10 protein-coding genes and 1 riboswitch are annotated in these 13,555 nt (G+C 58.5%); of the genes, 2 read left to right on the plus strand and 8 right to left on the minus strand.

Translation table 11 applies throughout. The features are described 5' to 3' along the window. Positions 1-235: 235 nt before the first annotated feature. Positions 236-1,057: an exodeoxyribonuclease III gene (locus tag AC1EJ1_RS10205; RefSeq protein WP_480295821.1), complete on the minus strand. Its 822-nt coding sequence runs from the start codon at positions 1,055-1,057 to the stop codon at positions 236-238. Positions 1,058-1,213: 156 nt separating this feature from the next. On the opposite strand from AC1EJ1_RS10205, the gene AC1EJ1_RS10210 reads away from it, so the two are divergent. Next, the gene (locus AC1EJ1_RS10210) at positions 1,214-2,221 is read left to right on the plus strand and encodes a cation diffusion facilitator family transporter (RefSeq protein ID WP_480295823.1); all 1,008 of its coding nucleotides are present in this window, start codon (positions 1,214-1,216) and stop codon (positions 2,219-2,221) included. A gap of 16 nt (positions 2,222-2,237) precedes the next feature. Here the strand turns inward: AC1EJ1_RS10210 and AC1EJ1_RS10215 are convergent, their stop codons facing one another. The 6 genes from AC1EJ1_RS10215 to AC1EJ1_RS10240 all read right to left on the minus strand — a co-directional run bounded on the left by AC1EJ1_RS10215 (position 2,238) and on the right by AC1EJ1_RS10240 (position 9,671). After that, positions 2,238-3,149, minus strand: a complete 912-nt coding sequence (locus AC1EJ1_RS10215) for a bifunctional methylenetetrahydrofolate dehydrogenase/methenyltetrahydrofolate cyclohydrolase (protein ID WP_480295825.1) — start codon at positions 3,147-3,149, stop codon at positions 2,238-2,240. Next, positions 3,146-4,438 carry a serine hydroxymethyltransferase gene (gene glyA / locus AC1EJ1_RS10220; protein WP_480295826.1) on the minus strand — a complete coding sequence of 431 codons (1,293 nt, stop codon included), beginning with the start codon at positions 4,436-4,438 and terminating at the stop codon, positions 3,146-3,148. Before glyA ends, AC1EJ1_RS10215 begins: the two co-directional genes overlap by 4 nt. A 74-nt stretch (positions 4,439-4,512) precedes the next feature. Beyond that, positions 4,513-4,597: riboswitch (ZMP/ZTP riboswitch) on the minus strand. Positions 4,598-4,640: 43 nt separating this feature from the next. Continuing rightward, positions 4,641-5,519, minus strand: a complete 879-nt coding sequence (gene purU, locus AC1EJ1_RS10225; protein ID WP_480295828.1) for a formyltetrahydrofolate deformylase — start codon at positions 5,517-5,519, stop codon at positions 4,641-4,643. A gap of 122 nt (positions 5,520-5,641) precedes the next feature. Beyond that, positions 5,642-6,970 carry an amidohydrolase gene (locus AC1EJ1_RS10230; protein WP_480295830.1) on the minus strand — a complete coding sequence of 443 codons (1,329 nt, stop codon included), beginning with the start codon at positions 6,968-6,970 and terminating at the stop codon, positions 5,642-5,644. A 9-nt stretch (positions 6,971-6,979) separates the two neighbouring features. After that, positions 6,980-8,563 (minus strand): C4-dicarboxylate transporter DcuC, encoded by a 1,584-nt coding sequence (gene dcuC, locus AC1EJ1_RS10235; RefSeq protein ID WP_480295831.1) that lies wholly within the window; start codon positions 8,561-8,563, stop codon positions 6,980-6,982. A 118-nt stretch (positions 8,564-8,681) separates the two neighbouring features. Continuing rightward, positions 8,682-9,671, minus strand: a complete 990-nt coding sequence (locus AC1EJ1_RS10240; RefSeq protein ID WP_070724908.1) for a malate dehydrogenase — start codon at positions 9,669-9,671, stop codon at positions 8,682-8,684. Positions 9,672-9,898: 227 nt separating this feature from the next. Here AC1EJ1_RS10240 and AC1EJ1_RS10245 point away from each other — a divergent pair, with 227 nt between their 5' ends. Beyond that, positions 9,899-11,050, plus strand: a complete 1,152-nt coding sequence (locus tag AC1EJ1_RS10245) for a PPK2 family polyphosphate kinase (RefSeq protein WP_480295833.1) — start codon at positions 9,899-9,901, stop codon at positions 11,048-11,050. A 721-nt stretch (positions 11,051-11,771) separates the two neighbouring features. On the opposite strand, the gene pgi is transcribed toward AC1EJ1_RS10245, so the two are convergent. Beyond that, positions 11,772-13,514 carry a glucose-6-phosphate isomerase gene (gene pgi, locus AC1EJ1_RS10250; protein ID WP_480295834.1) on the minus strand — a complete coding sequence of 581 codons (1,743 nt, stop codon included), beginning with the start codon at positions 13,512-13,514 and terminating at the stop codon, positions 11,772-11,774. Positions 13,515-13,555 lie beyond the last annotated feature (41 nt).

Raw genomic sequence — 13,555 nt, forward strand, 5'->3', positions numbered from 1 at the left:
ACCCACGGACACTAAACAGGAAGAACAGTCGCAAACGAACAGCACAAGCAACGCAACACTATTCAGCAAAACTAGCAACGCACCACACGTGAACGTTTGAAACTCAGCAGAATCGTGCGGGCGATCCAGGGTCATGAGGTAGAAGACTGGCGAGCGTCGTCAGATCGGAAAGAGCCTATTTTTTCAGGAGATCCGGCTCGCACACACTGCTGTTCTTCAACGGGTGTGATTGCAATTAATCGAACTCATACGACACGGTCAAAGCGGCATGGTCTGACATGCGCGCATCGTAAGAGGCGGCGCGATCAATCGAAAAGGACCGTGCCTTTTGCGCCAGATCCGGCGTCACAAACTGATAATCAATGCGCCACCCGGCGTCATTATCGAATGCTTTGCCTCGCCACGACCACCACGTGTATGGGCCTTGGACATCCCCCGCAAGCTCGCGGACGGTGTCGCACCAGCCACCCTCGGCCCATGACGACACAAAGGCAATTTCCTCGTCGAGCACTCCGGCACGCTTGTTGTGGTTCGGCTTCCAGTTCTTGATGTCCAATTCGGAGCGAACGATGTTGAAATCTCCCGCAATGAGAGCTTGACGCCCCTTCGCCGAATTCGCAGCTTTCAACAGTTCGCTCATGCGCGCTGACACCCTCGGCAGGTGCGCCATCTTGGCATCCTGCTTCGGTGTATCCTTCTCGCCCGAATGGAAATACGCCGACACAAGCGTCAGTGGAGTGGCAAATTCAAGGTCTACTTCCAGCCAGCGACCCGAATCCACATCACTTTCCTGGTCGTCCAGCGTTGTCCGCACGTCTCCGATCAGCGCCTCGTTCTCAATCGGGACAGCGACTGCTACGCCCGCACGCCCTTTCGCCCGCGATGGCACGGCCACAACATGCCACTGCGACCCCAGAATCTCACGCGTCACTTCTTCCGGCGCGCGCACCTCCTGCATCAGGAGGACGTCGGGGTGCTGGCGGTTCAACCAGTCGTTCAGTCCTCGTTTAGCGGCAGCGCGGATCCCGTTGAGGTTGACAGTCGTGACGTTCAGCATGCCTCTATTGTGCCCGAAACTTCACCGAGTGGTCGCATGCAAGCGACCACTCGACATCACGGACTTGGCAAGGCAGCGAGAAATGGCTACTCTATAGCCAACCAAGGATACCCCCTTGGGGTATTGATTTTCGTTGTCACCTAGCGAAAGGACGCCATGTCGCCCGATACCGATCACCGCGATTGCTGCGACGAGTCGGAGCAATCATCACCCCACAGCAGGCCCACATCCGCCGAGAAGTCGCTTGCAAGCGACCACTCGCATTCACATTCGCACTCGCATGCTGCCAGTTCCCGAGGGCGTCTGATTGCAGCCTTGTCCATTACGGCAACTGTCCTCCTCGTCGAGACAATCGGCGGCGCGCTTTCAGGATCACTCGCACTTTTTGCAGATGCCGGCCACATGGCGGTGGACTCCACCGGGCTGGTGATTGCGCTGATCGCGGCTCACCTTTCGCTGCGCCCGCGCACCGACAGATTCACATGGGGTCTCGCACGATCCGAAGTGGTCGCAGCGGCACTGCAGGCAGGTATGCTCGCCGCGATCTGCGTGATGATCGCATATGAAGCCATCGGCCGCTTCATGAACCCCGAGCAACTCGACACCCGCATCATGCTGATCGTCGGTATCCTCGGCCTGGCTGCAAACGTCGCTTCCCTACTCGTGCTGATGGGGGGCCGCAGTTCCTCGTTGAACATGCGCGCAGCGTTCCTCGAGGTTGCCACCGACGCGTTAGGGTCGGTCGCGGTCATCATCGGCGCGGTCGTCGCCCATTTCAGCGGATGGCTCCAAGCGGATGCCCTCGCCTCACTGCTCATCGCGTGCATGATGGCTCCGAGGGCGATCACGCTCTTGCGCCGCTCGGTGGCGATCCTGATGGAGGAAACACCACCCGGCCTGGAACTGGCAACGGTGCGTGAGCATATGCTCCATGTTCAAGGAGTCGAAGACGTGCATGACCTGCATGCCTCGACCATTGCGACAGGAGTGATAGCCCTGACGGCTCATGTCACCGTCCAACCCGAGCTGAACGAGCACGAGCGATCCGACATTTTGCACACACTCGCCAGCTGCGTACAGGAACACTTTCCCGTCACGATCACGCATTCCACGTTCCAGTTGGAAAGCCCCCAGCACCGCGAACATGAACAGTTAAGGCACTAAGCTCACACCTGCGCATTTACACCTGAGCGGAGAAACCCGCCTGTCGCTCAGCCATTTCAACCACGTTCGCCAACAGGAGGGCACGCGTCATCGGCCCGACGCCACCGGGATTCGGTGACAGCCATGCCGCAACACGATCAACTCCGTCGGCTACATCTCCATGCAGCCGCGCCCGGCCATCAGCTTCCGTCACGCGCGAAACGCCCACATCCAGCACCGCCGCACCTTCACGCACCATGTCAGCGGTGATCAGTCCCGGCGAGCCAGCCGCAGCCACAACCACGTCAGCATTGCGTACCTGTTCAGCAAGGTTGCGCGTGCCCGTATGGCACAGCGTCACGGTCGCGTTGATGTTCTTACGCGTCAGCAGCAATCCGATCGAACGGCCGACGGTCACTCCCCTGCCAACTACGCACACATCCGCGCCGTTGAGTTCCACGCCGTAGCGTTCCAACAGCTCAATGACGGCGCGCGGCGTACACGGAAGGGGCGAGGTGATGTCACCCGCCGCGCGCAGTACCAGGCGGCCCAAGTTCATCGGATGCAGGCCGTCAGCGTCCTTATCCGGATCGATGCGCTCCAACACGGCCTGGGAATCGACCCCGGCGGGTAGCGGAAGCTGCACAATGAAACCCGTGCAGGCAGGATCAGCGTTGAGCTGGTCGACAGCCTGCTCGATATCAGCCTGAGAGGCCGACTCGGGCAAGTCAATGCGAATCGACTCGAGACCAACCTCCGCACAGTCACGGTGTTTGCCGGCAACATAGGTCACTGACCCGGGATCTTCACCCACCAGGATTGTTCCCAGCCCTGCATGAACACCGGCTTCGCGCAGCCGTGAGACGCGTTCAGCAAGCTCGCCCTTTATTGCAGTAGCGGTGGCTTTCCCATCCAGTACCTGTGCGGCACCTTCCCACGGCGCTCTCACTGCTGCAGCCCGTCGTACAACGGGAAGGCATCGGTCAGTGCACGCACGCGCGCCTGCAGACCCTCCATATCCACTGTTTCCTTGGAGGCCGCCTGAACCAATGCGGTCGCGATGATGTCGGCAACTTCGGTGAACTCCTCATCGCCAAAACCGCGCGTAGCCAGCGCCGGCGTTCCGATACGCAGACCGGATGTGACTGCCGGTGGGCGCGGGTCAAACGGCACAGCATTGCGATTGACCGTGATGCCGACTTCGTGCAGCAGATCCTCAGCCTGCTTGCCGTCAAGAGCTGAATCAACCAGGTCAACGAGCACCAGGTGCACATCTGTGCCGCCGGTGACCAGCTTGATGCCGACCTTCTTCGCATCGTCGCGTCCCAGACGCTCCGCAAGTTTCTGCGCGCCGGCAAGAGTTCTGACCTGACGATCCTTGAACTCCGGGGTCTGAGCCACTTTCATTGCGACAGCCTTCGCTGCCACCACATGCATCAGCGGGCCACCCTGCTGACCTGGGAACACAGCAGAATTCAGCTTCTTGCCCCACTGCTCGCCGCGCGCGGACAAGATCATGCCGGAGCGGGGACCCCCCAGTGTCTTGTGGACCGTCGTGGTCACCACGTCGGCGTGGGGCAGTGGGCTTGGGTGCAGTCCGGCTGCAACGAGGCCGGCAAAGTGCGCCATGTCAACCCACAGCGCAGCGCCAACCTCGTCGGCAATGCTGCGGAAAGCAGCAAAGTCAAGGTGACGAGGGTAGGCCGACCAGCCGGCAATGATCACACGGGGACGCTCACGCATCGCCACTTCACGCACCTGATCAGGCTCGATACGCATTGTTGTGCGGTCAACTTCGTATGCGGTGGCGTGGTACATCTTGCCGGAAAAGTTGATGCGCATTCCGTGTGTCAGGTGGCCGCCGTGAGCCAAGGACAGACCCAAAATCGTGTCCCCCGGTTTTGCCATCGCCATGAGCGCGGCGGCATTGGCCTGCGCGCCTGAGTGTGGCTGCACGTTGACGAAATCGGCACCGAACACTTTCTTGGCGCGTTCAATTGCGAGACTTTCAGCAACGTCCACTGCCTCGCACCCGCCGTAGTAGCGGCGTCCCGGGTATCCTTCGGCGTACTTGTTGGTCAGAACTGATCCCTGAGCCTGCAGGACTGCACGCGGGACAAAGTTTTCCGACGCGATCATTTCAAGGGTGGCACGTTGACGGTTCAGCTCATCATCCAGCACCTTTGCGATGTCAGGATCGAGTTCGGCCAACGTATGGGAGTTGAGAGAATCACTCATTGCTGCTCCAGTTTTCAATTCGCTTGTCTGGCTTTCACTAGTGGCGAGGGCGGCCCCAGCCGTACCTCGCTCGGTTGCGTGGCCCAGGCGGGCGACCGCGACAACCCTTTTTCGCTCCCCGGTGGTCATCCCACCTGTTCGCCAGTTGCGACAGATTCATCTTATCAACTGTGTTCCGCTGCGGAAACCGCCAGTGCGGACACTAGCGTGAGAACACAACGGTTCGGTTGCCGTTCATCAGGACACGGCGTTCGGCATGCCAACGCACTGCCTGCGCGAGGACTCGGCGTTCAACATCCTGCCCCAGCTCCACCATGTCGCGGGTGGAATCGGCGTGCGTAACTCGCGTGACATCCTGCTCGATGATCGGCCCTTCGTCCAGGTCGGCTGTAACGTAGTGCGCGGTTGCGCCGATGAGTTTGACGCCTCGTTCGTGAGCCTGGGCGTATGGGCGCGCGCCTTTGAACGAAGGCAGGAATGAGTGGTGAATATTGATGACGCGTCCGGCCATTTCACGGCATACCGAATCAGACAGGATCTGCATATAGCGGGCCAGGACAACCAATTCAACCTGCTCGGACTTGATGAGGTCAAGAAGTTCTGCCTCGGCGCGCACTTTTGAATCCTTGGTGACCGGAATACTGAGAAAGGGGACGCCGTAGAACTGTGCGACCGGCGCGAGGTCAGGGTGGTTACCGACAACTGCAACCACTTCGATAGGCAGACCTTGAGAGCGCTGCCGATAGAGCAGGTCCGTGAGACAGTGCCCTTCGCGCGAAACCATAATGACGGTGCGAAGCGGTCGCCCCAACTGGTCGACGCGCCAGGAGGCGTTGAACTTGTCGGCGATTCGTGTCAGGCCTTCTTCGACAGGACCTCGACCAACAGGTGATTCAGCTTCCATTCGCATGAAGAACAGGCCGGTATCCGGGTCACCGAATTGCTGCGACTGAATGATGTTGCCGCCGATGTCGCTCATGATGCCGGAGGCTGCGTGAACAATTCCTGGCTGGTCCGGGCAGGAAAGGGTGATGACAAGCTTGTCGATTGTCGAGGGGGGCACTGTCGAATCATGTTCCATAGTCCTAAGGGTAATGATTCACAGGCACTCCGGCCTAATCCAGTCCACCGCTTCTGATACGTGGTGTGCGCCGAGTGGTCGCATGCATGCGACCACTCGGCGACATAACGATGTGAACTCAGTTAGTGTGCGACTGGCATTTCCGCGATGGCGGCTGCGCTGATGACGCGCACTCCTTTGGGCAGGACAGCTTCATCCACCGTGAACTCGACGGAGTGCAGGCCGCCTTTCGACGGAGTGAAGATCAGCAGCAATGAGGCCTTTCCGCCGTTGTCCTGGACTCGCTTCATCATGAATGCGTAGTCTTCGGAAGCGGTCATTTCCACCCACTTCGGGTCATTGGCGCGTACGCCCACCAACTCGCCAGCTTCAGCGATTCGGTCCATCAGGTCCGGATCGGAATCCAGGGAGATGGCCTCTCCCATGCGCACGATCTCGTAGTCGCACTCATACATCTGTGCAGCCGCTTCGATCACGGTGCGGGCTCGGTGCTCCATGTACTCGTTGATCTCGGTCGTTGAACCGCGAACTTCCATCTCAAAATGTGTATGATCTGCGACAATATTGCGGGTATCGCCGGCAACGATCTTGCCGACACTCACGCGGGTCGCCCCTTCTGAGTGGCGCGAAATCGCATACAGGTTCAACACTGCGGTGCACGCGGCGAGAATGGTGTTCTTGCCTTTTTGCGGCGCGCCTGAAGCGTGAGCTGCCAGTCCTTTCAGATTCACGTCGTACTTCGTGGTGGCCAGAGCCCCGCCGGATCCGGGCGCGTAGTCGGATTCTTCGAAGTCGTGTGGCCATACGTGTTGCGCGAACATGACGTCGACGTCATCGACATGGCCGGCGGCCACCATCGATTTCGCTCCGCGAACGCCTTCTTCAGCGGGCTGAAACAAAATCTTCAGCGTTCCTGACCAGGAGTCCTTCATCTGTGCCATTGTGCGGGCAACACCCAGCCCCATCGTGATGTGAGCGTCGTGTCCACACGCATGCATGGTGGAGGCGTGAATGGAGTTAAAACCCTCATCCGCTGGGTAATACCCCTTTTCTGAGGATTCCTGCAGCGGCAGCGCGTCAATGTCGAAGCGCATGCCGACAGTCGGGCCGTCCCCATTGCGGAGAATTGCCACAGCACCCGTGTGTCCTCCGGCAATCGAGTGAACAAAATCGGCGTCGGCACCCTCGTCAATCGCTCGGGCAATTGCGGCCTCATCTTCTTCGGAGCTGGGCAGTCCCATTCGCTCCTCAGACAGGCACGCGTCCTTTCCCTGCAGGACCTCATAGCCCCACTCGCGCAGATGCTGGACGATGATCGACGTGGTGCGATACTCGAGGAATCCGAGTTCAGGATGTGCGTGGAAGTCGCGGCGCCACTGGACCAGGTCATCGGTCATGGCGTCGACATTCGATGTGAGTGTTTCAGCGATCTGCATTGGTAAAAGAGCCATGTTTCCTCCTTAAATGAAGGCTCGAAGCAGGTAATCCCACACGATCGACGAGGTGACCATGATCACGTAAGCGGGGATCATGACGGGGATTGTTCGTTTGACGAGGTCGACCGGGCTGACATCACCAAGTCCGGCAACTGCAATCACGACGCCTGCGATAGGCGACATGGAGCGACCGATGCCTGATGCCAGTTCCATTGGCTGAGCCAGGAACACGGTGTCAACGCCCAGGGGTTTGGCAATGTCGGGGATAAGTTCTGAGAACGCGAACCACGGTGCGTTGCCGGAGCCCATCAGGACCGCTGACAGGAAGATCACCAACGTCATGATGATGGTGATCGGAATTGCCCCCATATTGAATCGCTCGGCGCCATCAATAATGAACGAAATAAACCCGAGCTGGGTCAAACCGGCAGCAAACATCTGGCCGCCGACAATGAGTGTCACGATGTTGACGAATTGGCGACCCATGCCCTCGAAGAAAACGGAGAAAGCGTCCGCGCCGCGTTGGAATGAACGGTAGCGAATCATTTCGCAAATAACGGCGAGCATTCCGGAAATAATCATGGCAGTTGCCACGTTCATTTTGATGCTGGTAATCACGAAAGGCGAGAAAACAATGAGCAGGACCAGTGGCGTAAATGGAAGGAGCGCGTATGCCTTCGGGGTCGGCTTGTCGACACGTTCAGCTTCCTTGGTGTCCGCCTTGGTCTTGGCGGCGGTGTCGGACCCACCATTTGCAGCGCGTTGTGCCAGGGCCGACTTTCCGCCCGAGGACCTTTTAATACCTGCGAGCTCAGCCTTGATTTCATCCCAGTCTGCTTTGTCGGGAGTAGTTCCGGCCTTGCGGTCGAAGTACTGCTGGACGAAGTAATGGAGGATGAACACCGATGCGACGACCACCAGTGCGACGGGCAGCTGGTATTGAATAAAATATTCTTGGACGGTCATGCCGGACGTCTGGGCCGCCATATTGGCGTTTGAGGAAGCAGGGCCAAGGTCCAGACAGCTGCCGGTCGCGATGACGCCCGTGGCAGACAGTTTCGAGATTCCCAGGGATCGCAGGAGCGGATAGACGGTCACCATCAGCAGCATCGCCAGGCCAGCTGCCGATGGAATGATCAAGCACAGTGTCTGAGCCAGGATGTAGGTGGAGGCAAGAACAACGTAGGGCTTGTTGATCTTCTGGAGCGGTTTGGTTGCGATGGCGACCAGTGCTGATGATGCACCGACTCGGTCCATGACCAGCGAGAAACCGCCGACCGCCATGATGATCAGACCGAGCTTGGCACCTAGATTCCCGAACGTCTGAGTGATCTGGTCGAAGACATCCAGGAACGCCGAGCCAGTGGTCTGGTCTTCATCCATCAATGGTTTCATTGACAGTGGAATAGCACAAAGCAGCATAAATAGACCGGAAAAAATCAGGACGGTCTGCGGATGATAACGGTGAAAAATCAGATACGCCACAACCACGGTCGTGGCAGTCGCTATGAGGAACCCAATCATTTGAATCCTTTCGATATTGTTTCCACACTGCATCGTTGAAGTGATAACAAACTCTATCTCTGAAAACAGGGATGGCGCATTCATATTCAAGTATGCCAGTCACAGCACAAAAAGAACGCTGGATGCGCCTCCTGATTATTGCTCGTGGAGCAAGTCAGGGAGGGCGTTCCAGCGTTCTTCTGGACTGTCCTGCTGGCGAGAACTACTTGATGAAGCCGAGGGCTTTCACTGCGTCGTATTCTTCCTGCAGAGCCTTGATGTTGTGGTCGATGCCGGCGCGGGTGGCTTCGGAGATTTCGAGGCCTTCAACGATCTGGTATTCGCCGTTCACTGCGCGCACCGGGAAGCCGAAGGAGAAGCCTTCAGGAACGTCGTAGTGCGAGCCATCTGAATGCACACCAGCGGTGACCCATTCACCTTCGGGCGTGCCGTGGATCCAGGTGTGCATGTGGTCGATTGCGGCGTTGGCTGCTGATGCCGCTGAGGACGCGCCACGTGCGGCGATGATGGCGGCGCCACGTTTGGCAACGACAGGGCGGAATTCCTCGTCGAGCCACTTTTCGTCAACCAGGTCGGTGGCCGGCTTTCCGTCAACGGTGGCGTAGGAGACATCCGGGTACTGGTCGGCCGAGTGGTTGCCCCACACAACAATGTTCTTGATGTCGCTGACAGCTGCACCGGTCTTGTGGGCCAGTTGACTGATGGCGCGGTTGTGATCCAGACGCATCATGGAGGTGAAGCGGTTGGCTGGCACATCGGGCGCAGCGTTGGCTGCGATCACGGCGTTCGTGTTGGCGGGGTTGCCCACGACCAGGACGCGCACATCTTCGGCTGCACCAGCGTTGATTGCGGCACCCTGAGGTCCGAAGATTCCGGCATTGGCTTCGAGCAGGTCAGCGCGCTCCATGCCCTTCGAACGCGGGCGCGCACCCACGAGCAGGCCAACGCTGGTTCCCTCGAATGCCTTGGTGGCGTCATCGAAGATGTCGACGCCGGCCAGCAGCGGGAATGCACAGTCGTCGAGCTCCATGGCTGTGCCTTCAGCTGCCTTGACAGCCTGGGGGATCTCCAGCAAATGAAGCTTGACTGGAACGTCGGGTCCGAAAATTGCGCCTGATGCGATGCGGAAAAGCAGCGCGTATCCAATGTTTCCAGCGGCACCGGTTACGGTGACGATTTTGGGTTGAGCCATGATGTGGAACTCCTTGATTGAATGATCGAGCGTTCCCGGTAGGGTTCGCGTTCCGGCCCGGATCCGTGCTCCGAGCTCTCATGACAAGCCTACGGCGCAATTTTGTCCTTTACTAGGGAAAGCAGTCCCAAGTTTGCGACGACTCTGTGCAAAACGGTCGATCTTTTCCGCATTTATAGGCGTTTCTAAGGTGTAAAAGAGTCGCCCTCGTCACTAAAATGTCACCCATGGGTTCGAAGAAGAAAAAGAAGCGCGCCGACCGAGCAGATGCCGTGCCTACACGTGCCTCGACGATGGATTCTTCCCGGCAGCGAGGCTGGACAACTGATCCGCGCAAACTGCTTGCCGTTCACGGAGAGCTGGATTTGGCAACCATTTACCGTGACAAGACTCCCGGCTGGGACGAGGGTAAGAAGGACGGCCAGAAAGCTATGGAAGATCAGGCAACTGATCTGGCCGAGCTGCAGGAACGACTCTTTGCGCAGGCTCACAGCAATAACGGCAGCTCTGAAGCCGTGTTGATCGTCCTCCAAGGGCTTGATACCGCCGGTAAGGGCGGCATTGTGCGGCATGTGATGGGGCTGGTGGACCCGCAGGGCGTGTCTCTGGCGGCGTTCAAAGCCCCCACGAAAGAAGAACTCAAGCACCATTTTCTGTGGCGCATTCGCCGCGAGCTTCCCGAACCTGGAATGATTGGCGTGTTTGACCGCTCCCACTATGAGGATGTCTTGGTGCCGACGGCGCAAAAACTGGTGGGTCACGATGATGAGCATGGGCGCTCATGGGTCGTCGACGACAAGACCCTTCGAGATCGCTACCGCGCCATCAGGCGTTTCGAAAAGCGCACCCTGGAAAAGGGTATTCATATCATCAAGATTTTCCTTGCGATTTCTTTTGAAGAGCAGGGGGAGCGGCTGCGTGAGCGCCTCGACCGTCGTGACAAGCACTGGAAGTTCTCGACTGGCGACCTGGTGGTGCGCAATGAGTGGTCGCAATATCAGCAGGCGTATCAGGAAGTGATTTCGCGGACCTCCACTGATGACGCACCGTGGTATGTTGTCCCCGCTGATCGCAAGTGGTATGCGCGATTGGCGGTTTCAGAGATTCTGCGCCGCACGCTTATCGACATCAATCCGTCGTGGCCTCAGGCCGACTTCGATGTTGACCAGGCGCTTGTTGATTTGGAGAAGACGACGTCGCCGGAGGCTTTGGCTCGCTTTGCGTTCGAGCGTTCAGATTCGCATGAAGAGTTCCTCGACGCCCTCGCCGTAATGGACGAGGACGACGACGAGGGTGACTCTGATGACTCACAGTCCGCTGATTCAGGTGATGATGCGGATGAGATTCGCCTGTCAACTGACGCGTTCCGATACAACTAACTGTCGGAGCACGTAGCTGCCGGAACACGATGAGCGCGGTAGATGCACGGGAGTGCTCACGGTGATTCGTACAGCATGCCCGCACCGCGAGGCTTGGGCCGTCAGGCGCTCCGCAGTTTGAGCCATCGGAGAAGGCATCCGCCCCTTCCGGGGCGGCCACACGTTTACTGGCGGGAAGTACCCTTCGCGTCGTTTACAGGCGGCGAATAAACTCCACTGCAACTTCAAGCGGGACAGGATCTTGCTTGATGAGGGCCCGCGTTGCCCTGATTTTGCCGCGCAACCACCGCTGCGGCGGTGATCAGAAGGATCAGAACAACACTCGCGCAAATCCCGACTATCATCGCGGACTCCATCCCTCGACGTTTGTCTCCATTCCGGCTTTCTTGAAATCCCCCTCTAGGATGTCAGAACTCGGGGAACGTCTCCTTGGCCTACTGCCGTGTTGTTGAGATTTTATCTGCACCGACTTATGTGCCGATGTGTTTGCTTTTCTTACCATGGTCCACAGAGTTTCTACCTCTCTTATAAATGCCGACCGCGACCGAATGTCGGCACTTAGAATCTTCGTGCTGAAGCGCCCGAGTACTGCCATGAACCACATCGCCGTTAGCCTTCCGCACACAAAAGTGGCTGCAGGAACTATCTCAGTTCCTGCAGCCACTGGCAAGCATTCAGATATACGGCGCCGAGTCACCCCGTCGGCTTACCCATCGGTTGCTTAGTCCCGCCGGTAGGCGCGGTAGTACTCGATCAGCGCGCGAGTGGAAGAGTCCACCGACGCCAAGACGTCCTCATCGCCGGTAATGGCAGGCATCAGGCCGCGGGCGAGCACTTTACCAAGCTCCACGCCCCACTGATCGAAGGAGTCAATCCCCCAGATAGCGCCCTGGACAAAGGTGATGTGCTCGTACAGAGCAATCAACTGCCCCAGAACTGACGGTGTCAGGCTGGGTGCCATGATCGACGTGGTCGGACGGTTTCCACCGAAGATGCGTGCCGGCACGATTCCCTCGGGAGTGCCTTCCGCGCGTACCTCCTCAGCAGTCTTGCCAAACGCCAGCGCCTGAGTCTGAGCGAAGAAGTTCGACAGGAACAGTTCATGCATGTCGGCACCATTCTCACCGGCGCTTTCGTCGCGCAGATTCCACGTCGGGTTGGCGAATGCGATGAAGTCGCTCGGCACCATGCGCGTCCCCTGATGAATCAACTGGTAGAAAGCATGCTGACCATTCGTGCCAGGCTCACCCCAGAAGATTTCACCCGTGTCGTAGTCCACCCGAGCCCCGTCATAGCGCACTGACTTGCCGTTGGACTCCATCGTAAGCTGCTGCAGGTAAGCAGGGAAACGGTGCAGATACTGTGAATATGGCAAAACCGCGTGAGTGTCAGCACCCAGGAAGTTGCCGTACCACACGTTGAGCAGACCCATCAGCAGGGGTACGTTGTCTTCAGGTTTGGCGGTCGCGAAGTGCTGGTCAACCGTGCGCATACCGGTGAGGAATTCCTCGAAGCGTTCCGGACCAATTGCCACCACAAGGGACGTACCAACCGCGGAGTCCACCGAATAGCGCCCGCCGACCCAGTTCCAGAATCCAAACGCGTTGGCAGGATCGATGCCGAATTCCTCGACCTTGTCCAGAGCAGTCGACACCGCAACGAAGTGGCGCGAGATCGCTTCTTTTTCACTCACCGTTCCGGCGCTCTGCTCACCAGCGGCGCCCGCCGATTCGGCAGAGCCCCCCTCGGCAATGATGCCGCGTTCGCGCAACCCGGACAGCAGCCATTGACGCACGACCTTCGCGTTCGTGATTGTCTCAAGGGTTGTGAATGTCTTCGAAGCCACGATGATCAGCGTGGTCTCAGGGTCAAGGTCCTTCGTTGTTTCTCCCGCATCGGTCGGGTCGATGTTGGAGATGAAGCGGCATTCGATGCCATCCTGGACGTACGGCTTGAGCGCCTCGTATGCCATGACGGGACCGAGATCGGATCCGCCGATGCCGACGTTGACAATTGTCGTCAACGGTTTTCCGCTGGCGCCCAGCCACTTTCCTGCACGAACCTTGTCCGCGAAAGCGTAGATCTTCTTGAGTTCTGCGCGCACATCCTTGACCACGTTGACACCGTCAACTTCCAAAACGTCATCGGGTGCGCGGCGCAGGGCGGTGTGCAGCACTGCGCGGTCCTCGGTGACGTTGATGTGCTCGCCGCGCAGCATGGCGTCGCGCCGCTCCCCCACGTTGCACTGCTGCGCCAGCACAAGGAGGCGCTCCAGAACGTCGGAGGTGATGAGGTTCTTCGACAGATCCACGTGCAGGTCACCCACGCGTCGCGTCCACTGCTGGGCACGGTTCGGCTCGCTCTCGAACCATCCGCGCAAGTCAGGAACAAAGACTTCTGCCAACTCGTCGAGTTGTCCCCAAGCTGAGGTTGTTGTCGGATTAACGGGAGCTTCCATCCCCATTGCGTCCTCCTTCATAGAGCGTATGTCTGGGTCACAGTGCC

Source organism: Pauljensenia sp. C0170B4 (assembly GCF_056590235.1).